The organism is Natrinema pellirubrum DSM 15624, from assembly GCF_000230735.2.
GTDB lineage: Archaea > Halobacteriota > Halobacteria > Halobacteriales > Natrialbaceae > Natrinema > Natrinema pellirubrum.
The window spans coordinates 1,141,503-1,160,224 of sequence record NC_019962.1; the positions used below are offsets into that span (position 1 = coordinate 1,141,503).

The following is an 18,722-nucleotide window of genomic DNA, read 5'->3' on the forward strand; positions in this document are numbered from 1 at the left end:
TCACAGCGCGTTCTCGAGCAATCGATCGATCCCGCGACGGAGCCGCTCGGAGGCAGACGGTGCCGAGATACCCAGTCGATCGCCGACCTCCTCGGTGGAGGCCGCCCGCGGGACGGCGAAGTATCCCGCATCGCGGGCTTCGACGAGGGCCTCGTATTGCTCGCGAGTGAGCCCGAACGGCGGCTCGTCGCTCGCCGACTCACGGGTGAGTCGCTCGAGTTTGAAGTCACTGCCCCGCTCGGTACAGAACGCCCGGTATTCGGCGAGTGCCTCCCGATCGGGGAATCGGGCGCGTGCCCACCAGCCGTCGACGGTCACGATCCCGCCCAGCGGCGTCGTCCCGAGTTCGACGTACTTTCGGTAGATCGGCAGCGGCGGGTTCCGGAGTCTGATCCGGTACATCGCGTCCTCGTCCCCGCCCGCGTCGATCGTCTCGGCCATTTCGACCGTCGGGTCGTCCGCAAGCGCCGCCGAAAACCGCTCCTCGTCGCCGATGACTCGACAGAGGACGACCGGCCGATCGGGGTCGACGACGAGGATTCGGTCGATATAGAGCGTTACGTCCGGAACGGCCGCGACGGCGTCCGTCAGCGGCATATCCGGCGAGTTATGTTGAAACTCCGCGATGAGACCCATACGTCGCGTTCGGCCCGATAGAACTTAAACACCCTAATACATGAGATACAGCCTCATCGGGAACCGACGCATATGTTCGGGCACGCATGAGCGCTGATGAGCCGGCAATGCAACTCGATACGGGAATTCGCTCGCACAACTACTACCGAAACGCGGTCGAGAAACACTGGGACCCCCACGAGGTCGATCTCGAGGCAGACCGCGAGGGAGCGGCCGAACTCTCCGAGCCGGCCTTCGAGGGGCTCAAGCAGTCGCTCGCGTTGTTCGGCGCTGGCGAAGAATCGGTGACCGAAGACCTCGCGCCGCTGGCCGTCGTCCTCGAGGACATCAACGACCAGATGTTCCTCACGACCCAGCTCTACGAGGAGTCGAAACATACGGACTTCTTCGACCGCTACTGGCGGGAAGTCATCCACGCCGAGGAGAAGCGCCGCGGGCAGGAGCTATCGTCGCCGACCGACGAGAAGTGGTACAACGAGCCGTACGACGAACTGTTCGAGCGCAACGAGCAGGCGATGGCACGGCTGCTCGAGGACGACACCCCCGAAAACCGTGCGCGTGCACACTGTCACTATCATCTGACGATCGAAGGAATCCTCGCCCAGACCGGCTACTACGGCCTCACGCTTGCCTACGGCGAAAACGAGCCCGAACTCCCCGACCTACCGGGGCTGGTCGAGGGGCTCAAACTGGTCCGCAGCGACGAGGGTCGCCACGTCGGCTTCGGGATGGCCAAACTCAAGTCGCTCGTGGGCGACGGCGAGGTCGAGCCGGACCTCCTCCGGGAGACGGTCGACGAACTGGTGCCGCTCGTCCAGGAGAGTCTGGCCGGTGACGGCGGTGCAAGCTCCGAGAGCGGCCCCGGCCCGAGCCCGTCTGAACTGGCCGATTACGCCTACACGAAACACGAACAGCGCATGCAACAGATCACCTCGGCCAGCGAGAAGATTCCCGACGTCGAGGAACTGACCGAACTCGAGAACTGACCATAGCGTCGCGGGTCAGTTCCCGGGCGATGGAACCGGAGCAACGCCTTTTGTCGTTCGCGTTCCAACGACTACCATGGTCGTCCAGACCGAACGCGACGACGCCACCTGGTACGAGTGCGAGACCTGCGGGATGCTCTTCGACGAACAGTCGGCCGCGGCCGACCACGAGAAACACTGCGACGACAGCGATCCGTCCTACATCCAGTAGGTCACTCGAGGCGGTCGCGATGCTCGGCGGCGAGTTCCGCGGCTTGCTCGAGCGTGTGGGCTTCGGTCCAGCGGACGCGGTCGCCGTCCCCGTAGGCCAGCGCGCTCTTGAGTTCGTCCCGGAGGACGCCGTGGTCGACTGCCAGTACCGTCCCCGACCCGTCGCCGAGTTCGTAGACGCCGGGCCGATCGGGAGCGGCGGCGACCGCGTCGCGATCGAGGTCGCGCCAGGACTTCTGCAGCGGCATCAGTCGGCCTCCTCGACGAGTTCGTAGGCGTGTTCGCTCATCTCGTCCTCGGCGAAGACGAACACCCGCCCGTCGACGACCGAGGGGTCCGCCTCGACGCGGATCGAGTAGGCCTCCGTGGCGACGGTGACGCCGGGGAACAGCTCTTCTTCGTCGTTGCGATCGAGCATCACGCGGCCGACGCCGGTCGACTCGAGGATGTCGTCGTGGGTGTTGCGGTCGTTGACGTAGGTCATGACGCCCTCGACGCCGTCGGGATCGGTCACGAGGACGTGGACCTCCTTGCCGGGCGGGGTCGTCACGGCGTCTTCGACCGGTTCCGGCGGGCCGTGGTAGAAGACCTCCCGACCGTCGTGGTACTCGACGACGACGCCGCCGTCGACGAGATCGACGCCGATCGTGCTGGGGGCGACGTTGTTGCGCGCGCTCATAGGGGCTCGTTCGGTCGGATCGGGGAAAAGGAGTGCGTTCCGTCGCCCGCGTCGGTCCGGCCAAGACGTTCGCCCTCGAGGTGTCGGTACCCGCTCGAGAAACACCCCGCAGCCGCTTGGGTCGCGTAACCACGAGACCGTCAGCCGTAAGTACACGCTTTGAGAGTGTTCGAGTATGGACGGCCGTGCTGTCGCACCCGCAGCCGGGACGGTACTCAACGCACTCGCGACCGGCACCGGGTCGGCGTTCGCGATCGACCTCGAGACGACGGCCAGCGTCGAACTCACCCACGACGGCGACGTCGTCGGCGAGGTCGCCGGCCGGCCCGAGGCCGATACGACGCTCGTCGAGCGCTGTGTCGAACTGACGGTCGCCGAGTACGCGGCCGCCGCGGGCTTAGACGAGTCCACCGTCGGCGCCCGCGTGACAACCGAAAGCGACGTGCCGATGGCCTCCGGCCTGAAGAGTTCCAGCGCCGCCGCGAACGCGACGGTCCTCGCGACGCTCGACGCGCTCGAGGTCGCCGACGCGGTCGAACGGATCGAAGCCTGCCGGCTCGGCGTCCGGGCCGCCCGCGACGCCGGCGTCACCGTCACCGGTGCCTTCGACGACGCCAGCGCCAGCATGCTCGGCGGCGTGACCGTCACCGATAACACGGCCGACGCCCTGCTCGCCCGCGAGGAGATCGACTGGCACGCGCTCGTGTATACCCCGCCCGAACAGTCCTACAGCGCCGACGCCGACGTCTCGGCCTGCGAGCGCATCGCGCCGATGGCCCGACTCGTCGAGGAACTCGCACTCGAGGAGCGCTACGGCGAGGCCATGACTGTCAACGGCTTCGCGTTCGCCGCGGCCCTCGAGTTCCCGACCGGGCCGATACTCGAGGCCCTCCCCGACGCCGCCGGCGTCTCCTTGTCCGGCACCGGCCCGAGCTACGTCGCCGTCGGGGAACGGGACGCGCTCGAGGCGGTACAGGAGCGCTGGACCGACCGGGACGGACGGACGCGGCTACTGCAGACGCGGACTGATGGTACGCAACGACTATGACTCGAGAGCCAACCGACGACCCGACCGACGACGATGAGAACCGCACGCCCGACGAAATGAGCCTCGACGAACTCCGCGAGGAGATCCGCTCGATCGATCAGGAGATCGTCGAGCTGATCGCCCAGCGGACCTACGTCGCGGACACGATCGCAGCGGTCAAAGACGAACAGGGCCTGCCGACGACCGACGAGTCACAGGAACAGCAGGTCATGGACCGAGCGGGGGACAACGCCGAACAGTTCGACGTCGACGCGAACCTCGTCAAGGCGATCTTTCGGTTGTTGATCGAGTTGAACAAGGTCGAGCAGCGGGATAGTAGATAGCACTAAGCGGATCCCTGAGTGCATGTGTAGGCTCGATTGGCAAGTAGACTCTCTGGTTGCTGTTCATCGTTCGTGAGGACGGTTTAAGTACAGACACTACACGTGAGAATGGAACGGTGCGAGCACCCGCGAGCGAAGCGGGCGGTTCTCCTGCAGCGAGGCCGAAAGCCGAGCCGTCGGCCGTTTTCATCGACGTTTTTGCGCCCAGCGCGGGACCAGAGGTCCCGCGAGCCGTGCGAACGGGCACTCCGTGCCCGTGAGCAGAGAGCGGTTCGCCTGCGGCGAACCCGAGGTGGAAAAAGTTCGTTCCCGATACTGATAACAGCACACACACACATCAGTCCAGTCCGAGACTCAGTTTTACTGCTTCGTCAACGGCCTCCATCGTCTCTGCGTCGAGGCCTCCAAGCACTGAATGAATCCGTTTTTCGATGGAGACGACACGAATTTGGTCGAGACGGATCGAGGAATCTCTCTCGAACGGCGACTCCGCTGCCTCGACGAGAACCTCGAACGGGTAGCCTCGATACGTTCCCGTCGCAGGTGCAACGATAGTCGTACTAGCATTTTTGTTCCCAACATCGTTCTGGACGACTACCGCTGGACGAGTCTTTTTCATCTCGTGCCCTTCCGCAGGATCGAGTCGAACGATAACGACGTCACCGCGACGAATCTCTGTCTCCTCGCTCATTCATCCAGTCCGCGCCACGCCTCGTCCGATGCGTCGTCCCACTCGTCCGCAAGTTCTTCCGCACTCTCAGAAGCCTCGCGGTACGCGGCAGCAAGTTCGCCCTCGTCCGGGTGGTCAGATTCTACTTCGACGACAGCGACGGTCACGCGCTTGTTCGCGTACTCCGTTCCCAGATAGATTCGACCTCGGCCGTCAGTCTCGTTGGTCTGGAGGTCTCGCGCATCTACTTTCGTCATGTTCCCAACTAGAGTCTACTACTGAATAAGCCTTGCCCACTATTACCCACCGCGATGTTTTCGATGGATCATACCATGGATTTCATCTCCCTGAACAAGGTCGAGCAGCGGGAGAATAGGTAATAGATCACGCGATTAAAAGCCTCAGTGAGACCGTACTTCGAGGCCGTCGATACGCCCGAAGTGCTTCGTGTTTTTCGTGATAACTGGTTCGTCGTTGAGAAGCGCAGTCGCAGCGATAATGCAGTCTTCTCGCTCAATCCGTTCGCCGTCATTGATTACCTCACCGGAGATTTTCCGGCTTTTCGCATCGCGGTGTGGTCAGCACTCACGACGTACTTCGTTTCCAGTATCTCGAGAATTCGCTCTCGCTTCGTCTCCGGCGTTTGAGACCGAGCAACGCCCTCGTGAACCGCCTCGGGGTCAAGTCCCGAGGCACTCGCCTTGTTTCCTCTGTAGACCGATAATAGCTCATGTCATCCACCCCGAACCCCCTCTAATTCGAATGCGATCGAGACGGCGCGCCCGATATATCCCAACTGATGACCGTCACGCATTGTTCGATGACGAGGCAGCTATCGTTATAACTTTTTGTACGTACGACCGTCGAACGATATGGAAATCCGGAGGCCCCCACAAAGGGAAGCAGTGTCGTTCCGACTCGAGTCTCTGACGGCTCGACTGAATCCGCGGCGAGAGGGGGTACCGTGACCGACGATATTTTCGGAGATCCGGCCGATACTCGCGAAGAAATCCTGGCAGCGACGTATCGCTGCCTCAGAGACCAGGGATACGCCGACCTGACAGTGGAACGCGTTCATGACGCCGCTACTCGAGCTTCGGACACGGGCGGTTTACGACCCGGCCTACCGCGAGTACTTCACGCGGGGCGATCGGCTGCTGACGGAGTCGATCGCGAAGGCCGTTCGCAGCGTGACCGACGGGGACCCCGAGTGCGATCCGGACGCCGTCGCGGAAACGATCCAGACGGCCGCCCTCGGCACAATGCTCCGACGCTCGAGTACGAACGACGATACCTGGTTGGCCGTCGTTCGACGGGAACTCGAACGGTATACGGACGCGCGAATGAATGAGCGAGCAGATACCGACGACTGATATCCTCCCCGCCCCGAGGTGAGGATTCCGTCGTGTGGAATCGGGTCGGTCTCGAGTTCCCCAAAGGCGACGTCCACTCCTCGCGTAGAGTAGCTGGGTTCGTGCGCTACACATCGCGCCTCGAAACGAGTGGCAGGCGGATTCTGCGTCCGAGCTGGACACGGTACCCGCTTGTGCCGCACCCGATACCACACAGATCAACGTGTCCGAATACCGGGAGACCGCCAGCGGTCGGAATGTGGGCGGACACGGATCGTGCCATCGCCAGACTCCGCCGATGATGGCGAATTGAACCGCGAACGGACGTGTTTTGATCGAGCCGTCACCGCCAGATTCCAGCGGAGGGTTCTGCGAGGGCGGCGAGTGGATCCGAACCACGTATGCCTCGAGCAGTTGCTAGCCCATTCGGTGGACGTGGAACCGGCCGTTTCGGCGAGATTTTCCCCCTTCCGATTGAACCGTTACGCGAGTGGCTTGCACGCTGGAACGATGTCGGGGATGATGGTAGCTTTCGGTGAGGGAGTATTTGTCGGATTCATTCCCCGCGCTAAAGCACGGGCTATCCCCTCGCAATTCCGTCCTCGGAGCGATCGAGTCCACTTCGAGAGCGAGCGGATTCCGGCGAACGGTTCGAGGCGTAGTCGGTCCTCTCGGAGCGATCACTACGGACCGCCGTCGGCCGTACCCGGTGGGAGGTGACGTCACGCGGACCGAGTACGGTGGACGCTCCTGCCATCGTCGGTCATCGCCGTTGCGCGTCTCATCGACGAGCCGATCATCACGGACTCGGAGCTGCGATCGCGTCTTTCGGGCACGGATACCGTTCATAGACCGGCTCGGAGGGGAGCGGTCGCGGTACTCGTCAGTCGGGTACGATCACCGCGTCGGTGGCCGTCGTATGCGGTGGCCCAGTGGTTGATGGGGAATCGATTCCGATCCACGGACGGCGAGGGAACGGGATTCGGTCGTTACCGACCGACCCCGGAGACATCCAAGCTCTCGCCGCACTCGAGATCGGGCGGCCCAACGCTACTAACTGATCTCGGAGCCGGTTCCCCCTCCCACCACCCACCTGACACACCACCGACGGGGATCGGGGACGCCGGCCATCGGCCGGCGGTTTCTCGAAGCGGAAACGCGTCCAGGAGCAGCGCGGCGTTGGCCGTGTGCGTCACGAACGATCGTCTCCGCGACAGGAGCGGACGATGAGTCGCTCCCCACCCAGTCCCGCGTTCCGTTGTCGCCTCGAGCAGCGATATCGCTGACCGAGACATTGATGGGGGACGGAAACCCCAGTGAAACTACAGCAGCGATACGGTCTCCTCGGAGGTACTCACATCATGAGCGATCCCATCACGAAACTCGAGACGTCGTCGGCCAACTGGGTACGGAATCACATGTACGAACTCTCGGGGATTCCCGAACCCGGCCGGGAGTGGACCAGCAGCGAGACGGGCATCGACGATCGCATCGTGACCTCGTTGCTGAAACGCGGGTTGGTCGAACGAGTGGCAGGCAAGCGAGACGACAGCGATCGCCGGTACTACAGGACCCAACCCAAGCTGTACGACGCCGTCCAGACGTTCCGGGAGACGTCCACGCGGACCGACCGTCTCCTGCCGTGTGATGACCGCGAGTGTCCCGGGAGCGGATTTCGCAATCTCGGTGACGGACGGCTCGAGTGTAGCCACTGCGGCCAGGTCCACGACAAAGGAGCGATCGACAGATAGAGCGGCGAGTGGGCCGAACCCCGTCGGAACCGGGGACGAACGGGCGGAAGTCGAGCGGACGCTCGGCGTCGACGGGATCGTTTCGTCCTGGGCCACGGCGGGAGCGGTGAGACGCCGACCAAAGGAGTGGCGAACCAGCGGCGGTTCCCACGGCGGTGACACGGATTCCGACGGGGCCTCATACGGTCGACTAGAAGTCAGTGGCGGTGAGACCGCAGGGCGGTCGCTCCTCCCGGTACGTCGGTTCGGGACTCGTCTCAGTGGTCGGGCCACAGTCCGACGGGGGGAGACGCGTATTCCGTTCGATTCAAGGTGCGGGTGTCCGAGCGTTCGCGTAGGCCGATGCCCGAGTGTCAGCACTGCGGCGCGTTCGTCACGCGAGATTTCGTCCGCGTCTTTGGCGTCGACGGAGAGGTCCGAGAGTGTCCGGCGTGTTCGACCTACCGGGAGATCACGGCCGCTCCGAACGACCGCGATGGGGGGTCCGAGTAGCCGGTGGTTCGCAGCGGCCGCGCGGCGTCGGACGCGATGAGACACTACGGGCATGGTCCGTTACGCCGGGTCCGATATCTGCCCGGTCGATCCGGGTTCGTTTTTCGCGTTTCTGTCCGAGCCATCGAGATATCGGCCCGGGACTCGAGTTCTCGAGAGGATACTATTCGGCCACGATTCGCGTGCGCTGTTTTCGGGACGTGGCGAGTATCCGTCGAACCGGGCCGGTTCGAGGGGCGGACCGATCGATACACGAGTCGTGGCCTCAGCTGCCCGCACGTGCTTCGGTAGTTCGAGCGGTAGTATAGAACGGGTAATGACTGCCTACGTATGCAGTACTCCGTAACCGACCCATCGTCTGCAGTCTATCATGGAACCACCTGCACTAGTAATGTACTTTTACGTTCGACCAATAACCTTTAAGTAGACTCACTGAGAGGTGTCGACTGGAGAGATCGTAAGCAGCAATGGAAAAACACGACAGGAAGAAGTACAGGTTCAGAGACAGATGAACCGGCCTACACCCGATATGACGTGGGTAGCCAACGACGACCGGTGGTCGCCACACCCATGAGCGTCGAAATGACGGAGTCAGAGAACGGGGACAACACTACCCGTACGACGATCAAGATCGACGACGAAATCTGGCGGCGCGTCCGGTCGCAAGCGATCCGCGAAGACAGGCGGGTCTCGGAGGAACTCGAGCAGATCCTCCGAGAGTACTTCGACGAAGAGGAACCATGACGTATCGCACGCGAACTAACCAGACAATGAACGATTATACGGAGTATCTAATCAAAATGACAGATGGAACGGAATCGGCAGTATCGACCGACGACACGAGGGCGGCTAGGCCCCAACAGGTGATATCTCTATGAGTACGACACGCGAAAAGGTTCGCGCGACGGTTTTCGCGGCGCTGATGGTCATGTCGGTTGTGGCCATGTCCACGGCGGTTGCGGGTTCGGCGGCAGCACTGGACACTGGCCCAGATATTTCCGTTGACAACACCGATCTCAACGGAATCAATACGACGAATGACGACACGACGTACACGATCGATGTCGCGATAAACGACGACATCACCTCTGCGGAGGTTGACGGGATCCGAGTTGACCTCGATGACTCGGGGGCATTTGGTGCCGACCAACCAAATGCCAGTAGCGTGACCGCGAGTGACGTTTCCCTGTCAAACACCACCGTTGATGTTGATTCTGTCGACTCAACCTCGACTAACGGGGTTGCAACGGGAGAGGATAGTACCCTCGAGATTGCCCTCAACGGGACGGAATCCTACAGTAGCGGTGATGTTGCTCTGTTGCAGCGTCGAATAGCACCAGTTTCAGCCTTGTTCTCGGCTGATTTCCGTGAGGCTTGTGGGGAATTGGACGCCGTCTTGCGATATGAGGTCGAAACGGCCGATCATACGGCAGTGTAAGAATCTTGCCAAACAGCACGTGGATAACCCTGACGAACCCGCTGCGCCGGACGGCGCCAGCGGGTTCGCCGAGTGGACTCAGATCGCGTTTATCCTCTTGCATGCGGAACTCGACAAAGATTTCCGAGAGACTGAAGCATGGTTCAATGACTCCAGAGCCATCCGTGAAGAGCTTAACATCGACAAATCGCCGGATCACACCACGCTCTGTCGATGGGAGCAACAGGTCGACATGCGTGAACTCCGCAGCCTGCTCCGCCGCAGTGCGGAGCAGGCTGGCTGGTCGGGAACAGCAGCAATCGACGCCAGTGGCTTCCAGCGAGATCAAACCAGCTATCATTACCGGAATCGTGCTGGCTTCTCGTTTCACAAGCTGAAGACAACGATTTTGGTCGATACAGAGTCACTGGCGATCAAAGACGTTCATTTCACGACGAAGCGCAAGTGGGACGGACACATCGGCTTGCAGGTCTATCGGCGCAACGCCGAAGACCTGCAAGAGTTCCTTGCAGATGCGAACTATTCGTGGTCAGATCTCAGAGAGGAGTGTCGCGCTGGCGCGACACGACCGCTAATCAAACACAGGGAGCACAATGCGCTGAAGAAAGCGCATAACGCTCGGATGGACGAAGATCTGTACCATCAGCGGACACTGAGTGAGACTGCGTTCTCACTGCTGAAGGATGACGGTGAGAAGTTACGCTCTCGGAGCTGGCACGGCCAGTTCCGAGAGCTCACGCGCAAGTGTATCGTGCATAACCTATCGCAGGCGGCGAGTTAGGGCTCGCCGCCTGCTCTCTTTCTCTGGACGTATCCGCCAGAGACATCGCCGTCATCCACGTACGGGTTCTCACAAAGTGACCTAATTCTGATGGTTGCAGAATCAACGAACTGTACTCCTCCCACATCATCCAGATCTCAAAACCATCAGTACAGGAGTTCTAACGCCACCTGCCTGAATGTCAAAGTTTCAATACTGCCGCCGTCTTGCGTTCAACAGAGCAGGTGATGTCCTAACGATCGAACTACAAGGCGTCAATAATCCGGAAGAAGCTGGTACCGGCGATGTTACGGTTCAGCTCACTGACGATGTGACCGCAGATCCGAGAACTAACAGTGTTCGGGCTACCGGCGGTAGCTACGACATCGAATCCTCGGACATCGAATCCTCGCTTAACGCAGACCTCACCGTGCCGAAGGCGGCTCCGTACGGCAGTGAGATCACGGCAACAGCAACCTTCGAGAACAATGGTGAGTCCGATGTTGCTGCCGAAAACATTGTGATTGATGGGTCGGCCTGGTCTGCAGGCGAGATCGATAACCTATCGGATCAAACAATCGCCAGCGGAGAGAACGTCACACTCGAAACGACGTTCAACACTAACACTCTTACCGATGAGGATGATACCGCGTCGCAAACCAACGACATTGTAGCTTCAATCGAGGACCAGAACTCTCTGGATGCTACGTCCGCATCGCAGGGCCTCACTGTCGGTACTTCCGACAGTGGTGCGGTTGAAGTTGAAGTCACTGACACGAACAACAACCCTGTCAACAACGTTAACGTTACTCTGTATCAGGGTAGTCAGGGTTCGGACAACATCATTGCAACCGGAAATACTGGCGACGACGACTTCCTGCGCTTTGACGGCAGTTCCGATGGTATCGACGGCGGCCTTGCAGTCGGTGCCTCCGGAAGTGCTGAAGAGTACGTCGTGAAAGCTCAGAAGGAAGGGTTCGAAGCGTCCACTCGTAGTGCACACCTCGACACGAACAACGTCGAAGAGAAGGTGTCCCCGTCGCTTCAGCGGATCATCACACCGGACGACATCGACGTTTCGTTCGAGCCGAGCCAGAGCGTCGGTATCGAAAACGAGATCACCGCGACGGTCTCGGTGACCACCGACGACAAACAGGCCGGCAATGGACTGCCGATCGAAGACACGCCTGTTGCAGTGAGCTACACCGACGACAACGGTGCTGACAGCATCGATTACGTTGCGCCGAACGGGATGACCACCGACGAGAAGGGTGAAGTCGAATTCACCTTCAGCGTCACTCCTGGTACGGACTTCGATGACATCGAATCGGTCGTCGCTACGGACGATCTCGTCTTCGAAGCGACCGACGGTAATGACGTAACCACCGCCGAGAACAGCATCGAATTCGTCCCGGACATCGGTGACACCGGTACGATCTCCGGTACGATCACCAAGGTCAGCGAGGACCAGCAGCTCGGTGTCCAGAGCAACCTCGATAGCCCCGAAGGGGTTCCGGTCTACGCCGTCGATCAGGACGACGTTGAGGACAACACCGAAACCCTCGCGGATGGCGACGATCTCAACGTCACCGTTCCGGCCGAGCTGAGTGACGATTACAGTACGGACTTCACTGACGTTCGCTTCAGCGAAGGCGACATCTTCCGCGTCGTTACCTTCGACGAGAACGGCGACGCGGTTCCGCGCGACCCGCGATCCGACTACCTGACGACGACGAGTGCCAATAGCTCGAACCTCGAACTCGTCCAGAACGAGTCCGTGCCTGGTGTCCAGATCCACCAGACAAACATGGATCGAGCAGACGACGATATCGAGTTCACGTTCCTCGAATCGGGCAACTTCACCGTCCAGCAACAGGTTACCTACACCAACGACACGGAGGGCGCTGACGATGTCGAAACTCAATTCAAGAACGTGAGTACGACTACGGCCGGTACTACTGATGATCTCGTCGAGATCGGCGACACCGAGAGCATCACGTACTCCGACATCGCGGATCGATTCGACGAGGAACGCGCAGTTCCGAACGACACGACGACTGCTACCGGTGACTTCATGCTCCTGAACCTGCCGACGGATCAGGACGGTACGCAGGAGTACACCGTGATTGCCGGCCAAGGTGCTGCTGCGGATGGTGAAGACCAGTTTGGCTTCGCCAACTTCGCCGGCTTCGAGACGGACGTTCCGGTCGAACCGAACGCTGACGACACCGCTCAGCAGCAGAACGTCGACCTGAGCGTTCAGGAATTCACGCCCGTTACCGACTACAACTACAACCTTGACGTGACGGTCGAAGACGGCCAGAAGTTCGCCGAAGCGCCGGTCGATGAGCCGGTCGCCGTCGAAGTGACGGCTACCCGAAGCGAAGTCGGCTCCAACGCCGACCCGCAGCCTGCGACTGGCATCGACATCGACCTCGACGCACTCAATAACAACATCGGCGACTTCGCACAGACGAGTGTGACGACCGACGCCGAGGGCGTCGCCACCACGACGTTCACCGGTGACAGCCCGCAGGTCGGCTCGACCAACATCACCGCAACCTTCGACTCCGGTGAAGAGGTCTACACGACCGAAGGCAACGAACAGGCGACCGTCGACATCTTCCAGGATGCACAGATCACTGGCGACGTTGTCACCGACAAGACGCCCAGTAACAACCTGCCCGATGCCGACGTGACGCTCTCCGTCAAGAACGAAACTGACGGTCTCGAAGAGCTGGCAACCACCCAAGCAGGTCCCGGAGGATCGTTCTCCTTCACGGGTGAGGATGGTGTCCGCTCCGGCCTCAACTACACTGTCGAGGCCACCTACGAAGACGAGGAAGGTAACGAAGGAACTGGTTTCGCACAGCTGACTGAGATCCCCGGCGGGACGACGAACGCTGACATCGTCATCGAAGACGTTGTCGCGCCCGAAGGGTTCGATATCCAAGACGGCAGCCTCCAGGCCCCAGCTAACGCAGCCCCTGGTGAGGAGATCGAAGTCGCAGCGAACATCACGAACACCGCAGGCGAGGAAGCGACCAGCTCCGTCACGTTCGTCTTCGACGGTGAAGAGGTAGACAGCCAGGAAGTCACCCTCGGAGCCGGCGAGACTGACGAAGTCAGCTTCGATATCACCGTGCCTGATGTCGAGGATGGCGAGTACGAACACGGCATCGAAACCGATGTCGACGCTGCCTCCGCTACGCTGAACGTTACCACCGACGATGACGACAACGAATCGTCGACTGCCGATGACTACCGAGTTGACGGCGAGTTCACCGATCAGAGCGTCTTCGACGCTGTCAAGGACTGGCGCAGTGGTGCCATCGACGAATTTGTCGTCTTCGACGTCATCGACGGCTTCCGGAACAACTAACGCGGTTCCAACCAACTGACTCGCTCACACCCCGAACTACCGATCCAGTTCGGATCGGCTCTGTTGCGATTCCATTTTTGGCTGGCGTACCCCCGATACAATCACTACGGCACAATCGTCGTGACCGCTCGATTAACAACGGTTATCGAACGAAACTGACTTACGGGGGTTCTAAAGGCGATAAATAGACAGTTCTCTCCATAGGGTCAGACACTGATATTCGGTGGTTCGGCGACGAATACATAAGATAAATCGCTAATTCGGGCCACTACAGGGATAGCATAGACCTTGTCACGGCGGTTGCTGTGTCTGAAATCGATTTTCGGTCGTGGCCGGAGAAAACGGACGACTGTCACACCTTGTGTGGGACCCATACGACGGACCAACCGAGAGACAGTCGTGGGATACCTTCCGAAAGATATTCTTAGTAATAGTGTATAAACAGGAGAAATGAAACTCACGGCAAAATGGGTCTTCTGTATTCTGATAGCAACCGCGTTCGTTGCAACATCGATTACGATCGGTGTTCTGTTTGTGAGTGGATCAGTTGCCGCCGAAACACCGAACGCGACTACGAACGAGACTATCGTTCATCCCGAAGTTGCCGACACTGGTACCGGCGAGACTCAAGAAGTGCTCGTCCACTTCGAATCAGATACCAATACGACAACCGTTCAGTCAGCGGCAGAGCCGGCATCGCTCCTCAAGCAGAATGCCGCCGCGGCCCAGAATCCGTTTCTCGAACAGGCTCGGCGGACCGCCGGCATTACGGTGAAGCGGACCTTCTGGATTACGAACAGTGCACTCGTTACCGTCGACACTACCGAAACGTCTGTCGAAGCGGTTGCGGCGATGGAGGGCGTTACCAAGATCACGCCGAACTTTCAGGTGCAGACGCTTGACTCGGCAACGAAACCGAACGCGGGTCCAACCCGAACCGCGGTCGAAACACCGGTAGCGGCTGATTCACCGAGCGGCCAGACAAACGAACCAGCATCTACTCCGACTGCGACATACGGACTCGAACAGATCGACGCACCGAACGTGTGGACCGACTTCGATACGCGTGGTGACGGCGTTCGAGTTGCGGTTTTGGATACCGGTGTTGATACCTCCCACCCCGACATCGATCTAGCCGAGGAGAACGGCTGGGCAGATTTCGATTTGAGTGGCAATCGACGGTTTACGGAACCAAACGATTACGACCCAGACGGTCACGGTACCCACGTCACCGGGACGATCGCCGGCGGTAACGCTAGTGGACACTCTATCGGAGTCGCGCCTGATGCGAAGATCATGCATGGAGCGGTCGCAACGGAGAACTGCGAGACAGGGTGCCAAGTGAAATTTGCGCAAATGCTGGCCGGCCTAGAGTGGGCCATTCAGAACGATGCAGATGTCCTGAGTATGAGCCTTGGCGGATCCGGCTACAGGCAGGAGTTTATTGAGCCGATACGTACCGCACAGTCTGAGGGGATAGTGGTCGTCGCGGCGTCCGGGAATCAGGGGCCCGGGACAAGTACATCGCCGGGAAACAGCTACGATGCCATCGCTGTGGGAGCGACTGATCGATATGAGTCCGTTACGTCCTTTTCGTCGGGCGAAACGATCGACACCGAACGAGCGTGGGGAGAGGATGCGCCGGACGACTGGCCGGACGAGTATGTCGTCCCGGATGTTGTCGCACCAGGTGCTTCCGTTACGAGTGCCGAACCCGGTGGGGAATACGGACAGATGTCCGGGACGTCGATGGCGACGCCTCATGTCGCCGGCGTTGTAGCACTGCTGCAGTCGTCGACTGACGACCGTCTGTCTCCAGCCGAGATTAACAATGCCTTGACCGAAACCAGTCGAACGCCATCCGGCACATCCGAGCAACAGGACACCCGGTATGGACACGGAATCGTGGATGCACACTCTGTAGTCGTAAGCGTTAGAGAGCCACTCAATATTGAGACTAACGTCAAAGAGGTTGAGGTAAAAACGACTGAAACGAATATCACTATCTTCGTCACCGGTAGCGATGGAAACGCACCGAGCGGACAGGACGGTGCAACTAATCTCGTCAATGCGACGGTCGCTATCTCTGGACCGAACGTTGACAACGAAACCACGATCGACAGTGGTGCCGCGACCTTCTCAGTCCGTCCCGATCAGAAAGGAACGATCACGGCCGAGGTAACTGCTTACAACCGAAGTAACGGAACCCACCATAAAGTCGGTCCAAAAACCGTCGAAGTAACCGTCAATGACGACAATACGAGCGCCGATGACTACATGATTGACGGCAAATACACCAACCAGAGCATCTTTGCCGCTATGGCCGACTGGCGTAACGACGACCTCGATACAACTGTCGTGTTCAACATCATCGAACGCTGGCGGACCGGCAGCTAACGATCACTGACGCAACCAGCGATCCATCGCGGATCAGTCCGTAACCGGTTTTGATTGTCGTTCCCGGTTTTCGATACACGATACCGGCTCGATTCAGTTGCTCGTACTAATCCCGACGTGGGACGACAAACGACCACTGGAATGTGCCTTTCCCTGTCTTAGCTTGTCACCGTAATCCTCACGAACGACGGTCAGCGGCGGTCCCAACCGGAGAAACGGATGTCGAGTGATACTGATCGGAAAGACCAATGTGAACCAGATCTACCAAGGGATTTATTGACTGTTGTGAGGATTTGATATTCATGCGAAACCGAATGCGAACGGTCGGAATCATATTTGTTGGACTCCTCGTATTGATAGGGGGACTCGCGATTACCGGTACGGCACAGGAACGTGGAATCGATGCTGACCGTTCGATCGGAAGCACCGAGGTAGCGCCTGGGGAAACGACGTCAGTAACGGTGAGCGTATCAACATCGGAAGCGCAGTCGATCGACATAGTCGATTCGTTCTCACCTGCGTTCGGTAACGTTCAGGTCGTCAATAGTGAAGGTGGATTCGCTTCCGCGAAGGACGACGAAGTGATCTCAACGTGGGAATCGGCCGATGCCGTGACCCTGACTTATGACGTTCGCTCTTGTGTAGCACTTTGTTGATCTCACAGCGTAGCTTTGATAGCGTGTTTGAGCGCTTCTCTTCCCGGTTTCCGCAGTAGTTTTCGTCGAAGCTGGAACGCTCGGAGATACTGTGTGAGCTTATCTTTTGAGACGCCTCGATGAGGCGAGAGCCACGGTCGCAGCAGCGATCCGTGGCTCTCGCAGGTATTGACGTGGACATCTTCATCCGCGTATTCGCCGTCGCCGTGGACGACGTATTCGCGCTCGAATGCGTCGTCCTCGTTGAGTGGGTCGTAGACACGAAATCCGTCGGTGTAGACGGTCAGTGGCTCCTTCTCGCGGTTTGCGAGAAGGAGCCGAACCGTTGATTCGTCGGCGGATTTCGCGGGGATCACGTACCGATTGTCGGTGCCGCGATCGACGATCGTGAACACCGGCGGTTTGTCCTGATCGTACGATCCTCGTCCACGCGTGGACAGGCCACGCGAGCGCGACCGAGCGTCGCGCTCGCGGCCTTTCAGCCCTGCAGAAACGTAGACTTCGTCGATTTCAACGGGACCGACGAGGTCGATCGAAGGCGCGTCGAGCGCCTTCGTGAAGCGCTCGACGCGCTGGTAAATCGTTTTGTACTGAACGTCGATTTCTAGCTGAAGTTGGCGAAGACTCGTGTTAAACCGGAGAAACGCGTAAATCGAGAACAGCCACTTTCTGAGTGCAACCTTCGAATGGGCGAAAATCGTGCCGGTCTTGTCGTTGAATGTGCGGTCGCAATTCTTACAGAGATAGCGCTGAAAGTTCCCATAGCTGCCGTTCTTGACCGTATAGTGATTCGGGAAAGTTATTGAGTAGAAGTATCTCTTTAGTGTAGTGACTGGTCGAGAGAAGAAAATCGTGCGACACCTGAGTGAAGAAGATCTGGATCGTCTTCTCGGCGAGGCAGACGATCAGAAGGAATTCGAACGCCTCGTGTTCATCAAACGGCTGTACAAGGGTGCCACGCTGAAGGAAGCCGCCGACGACGTCGGGAAATCTGAGGGCACCGCCACGAACTGGGTTAACCGCTGGAACGAAGGAGGTCTCGGCAAACTCACTCCGAACTTCGGGGGCGGTCGGCCCCCGAAGCTCGACGAAGACCAACAAGACGAACTCATCGATCGACTACGTGAGGGACAACCGTGGAAAAAACAGGAGATTCAGCACCTTCTCGACGAGGAGTTCGACGTCGAATATCATCCACACTACCTCCCAACGTTCCTACACAATCTCGGCCTTTCCTACGCCATTCCTCGGACAAAACGGCCTGATCGACCCGACAACGCCGAAGAGATCCTCGACGAACGCGTTGAGTACGCGTTCGACGAGGATGCTCACGACCAGCCACATAATAAGCGCGAGAGTGACGACGATGACGACGAAGAGAAGTGGCGTACCGATGAGGATATCTGCACTGATGGCGGGACTGTGGTGGGATTTTTCGATGTCTCGCATCCACAACCATGGGACAACTCTCAGCGACTGTATACGGTCGATGAACCACATATCACTCGGCCGCTGGTGAAAATCGATACACCAGCGGCCGGGTTCTATGCGCTCAACGGAGAGAGCGTGCTGTCGTTCCCACCGAACCAGGAGAAAGAACAAATCTGTGGGTGTTTCGAGGAGATCCGCGAGCAGAATCCCGGCAAGCGGATTCTGCTCGTGTTGGATAACTTTTCGTCACACGTCTGCAAGCACACGCGCAAGCGTGCTCATGAACTCGGGATTGATCTGGTGTTCCTTCCGGTTGGTTCCCCGGACCTCAACCCAATCGAACCTGTCTGGAAGAGTCTCAAGTGGGAGTCTTCGCCGTTGATTGTTAACGGCGAAGACGAGTACCGGAGACTCCTTGACGAACTGTTCGACCAACTGACCGAGAAACTGAGTTTCGCTGCATCGTGGATTGACAATCACCTCAGTGGATTTCTCAATAAGATTTGCTAAT

Annotated in this window: 18 protein-coding genes and 1 pseudogene; 13 read left to right on the top strand and 6 right to left on the bottom strand. The window is 59.2% G+C overall.

Annotated elements, in window-relative coordinates:
• Positions 1-636 carry a helix-turn-helix domain-containing protein gene (locus tag NATPE_RS05660; RefSeq protein ID WP_006179724.1) on the bottom strand — a complete coding sequence of 212 codons (636 nt, stop codon included), beginning with the start codon at positions 634-636 and terminating at the stop codon, positions 1-3.
• Between the two features lie 86 nt (positions 637-722).
• Here NATPE_RS05660 and NATPE_RS05665 point away from each other — a divergent pair, with 86 nt between their 5' ends.
• The gene (locus tag NATPE_RS05665; RefSeq protein ID WP_015298815.1) at positions 723-1,622 is read left to right on the top strand and encodes a ribonucleotide-diphosphate reductase subunit beta; all 900 of its coding nucleotides are present in this window, start codon (positions 723-725) and stop codon (positions 1,620-1,622) included.
• Between the two features lie 76 nt (positions 1,623-1,698).
• Positions 1,699-1,833 carry a DUF7128 family protein gene (locus NATPE_RS23205; protein ID WP_006179722.1) on the top strand — a complete coding sequence of 45 codons (135 nt, stop codon included), beginning with the start codon at positions 1,699-1,701 and terminating at the stop codon, positions 1,831-1,833.
• Position 1,834: 1 nt separating this feature from the next.
• Here the strand turns inward: NATPE_RS23205 and NATPE_RS05675 are convergent, their stop codons facing one another.
• Positions 1,835-2,080: a DUF7508 domain-containing protein gene (locus NATPE_RS05675; protein WP_006179721.1), complete on the bottom strand. Its 246-nt coding sequence runs from the start codon at positions 2,078-2,080 to the stop codon at positions 1,835-1,837.
• The gene (locus tag NATPE_RS05680) at positions 2,080-2,511 is read right to left on the bottom strand and encodes a DUF5796 family protein (protein ID WP_006179720.1); all 432 of its coding nucleotides are present in this window, start codon (positions 2,509-2,511) and stop codon (positions 2,080-2,082) included. Before NATPE_RS05680 ends, NATPE_RS05675 begins: the two co-directional genes overlap by 1 nt.
• Positions 2,512-2,686: 175 nt before the next feature.
• Between NATPE_RS05680 and NATPE_RS05685 the strand changes: the two genes are divergently transcribed.
• Positions 2,687-3,559: a shikimate kinase gene (locus tag NATPE_RS05685; protein ID WP_006179719.1), complete on the top strand. Its 873-nt coding sequence runs from the start codon at positions 2,687-2,689 to the stop codon at positions 3,557-3,559.
• On the top strand, positions 3,556-3,882 hold the full coding sequence (locus NATPE_RS05690; protein WP_006179718.1) for a chorismate mutase: 327 nt from the start codon (positions 3,556-3,558) through the stop codon (positions 3,880-3,882). The genes NATPE_RS05685 and NATPE_RS05690 overlap by 4 nt, the downstream gene beginning before the upstream one ends.
• Positions 3,883-4,219: 337 nt before the next feature.
• Here NATPE_RS05690 and NATPE_RS05695 read toward each other — a convergent pair whose 3' ends face one another.
• Both NATPE_RS05695 and NATPE_RS05700 read right to left on the bottom strand, forming a co-directional pair.
• Positions 4,220-4,573 (bottom strand): type II toxin-antitoxin system PemK/MazF family toxin, encoded by a 354-nt coding sequence (locus tag NATPE_RS05695; protein WP_006179717.1) that lies wholly within the window; start codon positions 4,571-4,573, stop codon positions 4,220-4,222.
• The gene (locus tag NATPE_RS05700) at positions 4,570-4,809 is read right to left on the bottom strand and encodes a hypothetical protein (protein ID WP_006179716.1); all 240 of its coding nucleotides are present in this window, start codon (positions 4,807-4,809) and stop codon (positions 4,570-4,572) included. The genes NATPE_RS05695 and NATPE_RS05700 overlap by 4 nt, the downstream gene beginning before the upstream one ends.
• A gap of 819 nt (positions 4,810-5,628) precedes the next feature.
• Here NATPE_RS05700 and NATPE_RS05705 point away from each other — a divergent pair.
• From NATPE_RS05705 to NATPE_RS05730, 8 genes are all read left to right on the top strand, one after another.
• Complete coding sequence (locus tag NATPE_RS05705; protein ID WP_006179715.1) at positions 5,629-5,925, top strand: TetR family transcriptional regulator C-terminal domain-containing protein; 297 nt, start codon at positions 5,629-5,631, stop codon at positions 5,923-5,925.
• A gap of 1,340 nt (positions 5,926-7,265) precedes the next feature.
• Positions 7,266-7,655 carry a hypothetical protein gene (locus NATPE_RS05710; RefSeq protein ID WP_006179714.1) on the top strand — a complete coding sequence of 130 codons (390 nt, stop codon included), beginning with the start codon at positions 7,266-7,268 and terminating at the stop codon, positions 7,653-7,655.
• A 342-nt stretch (positions 7,656-7,997) separates the two neighbouring features.
• Positions 7,998-8,147: a DUF7563 family protein gene (locus NATPE_RS22590; RefSeq protein WP_006179713.1), complete on the top strand. Its 150-nt coding sequence runs from the start codon at positions 7,998-8,000 to the stop codon at positions 8,145-8,147.
• A gap of 582 nt (positions 8,148-8,729) precedes the next feature.
• On the top strand, positions 8,730-8,891 hold the full coding sequence (locus NATPE_RS22595) for a hypothetical protein (protein ID WP_172637280.1): 162 nt from the start codon (positions 8,730-8,732) through the stop codon (positions 8,889-8,891).
• Between the two features lie 130 nt (positions 8,892-9,021).
• The gene (locus tag NATPE_RS05715) at positions 9,022-9,585 is read left to right on the top strand and encodes a surface glycoprotein (RefSeq protein WP_015298816.1); all 564 of its coding nucleotides are present in this window, start codon (positions 9,022-9,024) and stop codon (positions 9,583-9,585) included.
• Positions 9,551-10,366 carry an IS5-like element ISNpe14 family transposase gene (locus NATPE_RS05720; protein ID WP_015298633.1) on the top strand — a complete coding sequence of 272 codons (816 nt, stop codon included), beginning with the start codon at positions 9,551-9,553 and terminating at the stop codon, positions 10,364-10,366. The genes NATPE_RS05715 and NATPE_RS05720 overlap by 35 nt, the downstream gene beginning before the upstream one ends.
• 1,009 nt (positions 10,367-11,375) lie before the next feature.
• A complete protein-coding gene (locus tag NATPE_RS05725) occupies positions 11,376-13,727 on the top strand; it encodes a hypothetical protein (RefSeq protein ID WP_006179709.1) in 2,352 nt (783 codons plus the stop codon).
• Positions 13,728-14,177: 450 nt separating this feature from the next.
• Positions 14,178-16,124: a S8 family serine peptidase gene (locus NATPE_RS05730; protein ID WP_006179708.1), complete on the top strand. Its 1,947-nt coding sequence runs from the start codon at positions 14,178-14,180 to the stop codon at positions 16,122-16,124.
• A gap of 658 nt (positions 16,125-16,782) precedes the next feature.
• On the opposite strand, the pseudogene NATPE_RS05735 reads toward NATPE_RS05730, so the two are convergent.
• A pseudogene (locus NATPE_RS05735) lies at positions 16,783-17,562 on the bottom strand (IS1595-like element ISNpe21 family transposase); the annotation flags it as partial.
• Between the two features lie 46 nt (positions 17,563-17,608).
• Between NATPE_RS05735 and NATPE_RS05740 the strand changes: the two are divergent.
• Complete coding sequence (locus tag NATPE_RS05740) at positions 17,609-18,721, top strand: IS630-like element ISNpe13 family transposase (protein WP_015298696.1); 1,113 nt, start codon at positions 17,609-17,611, stop codon at positions 18,719-18,721.
• The last annotated feature ends 1 nt before the right edge of the window (position 18,722 follow it).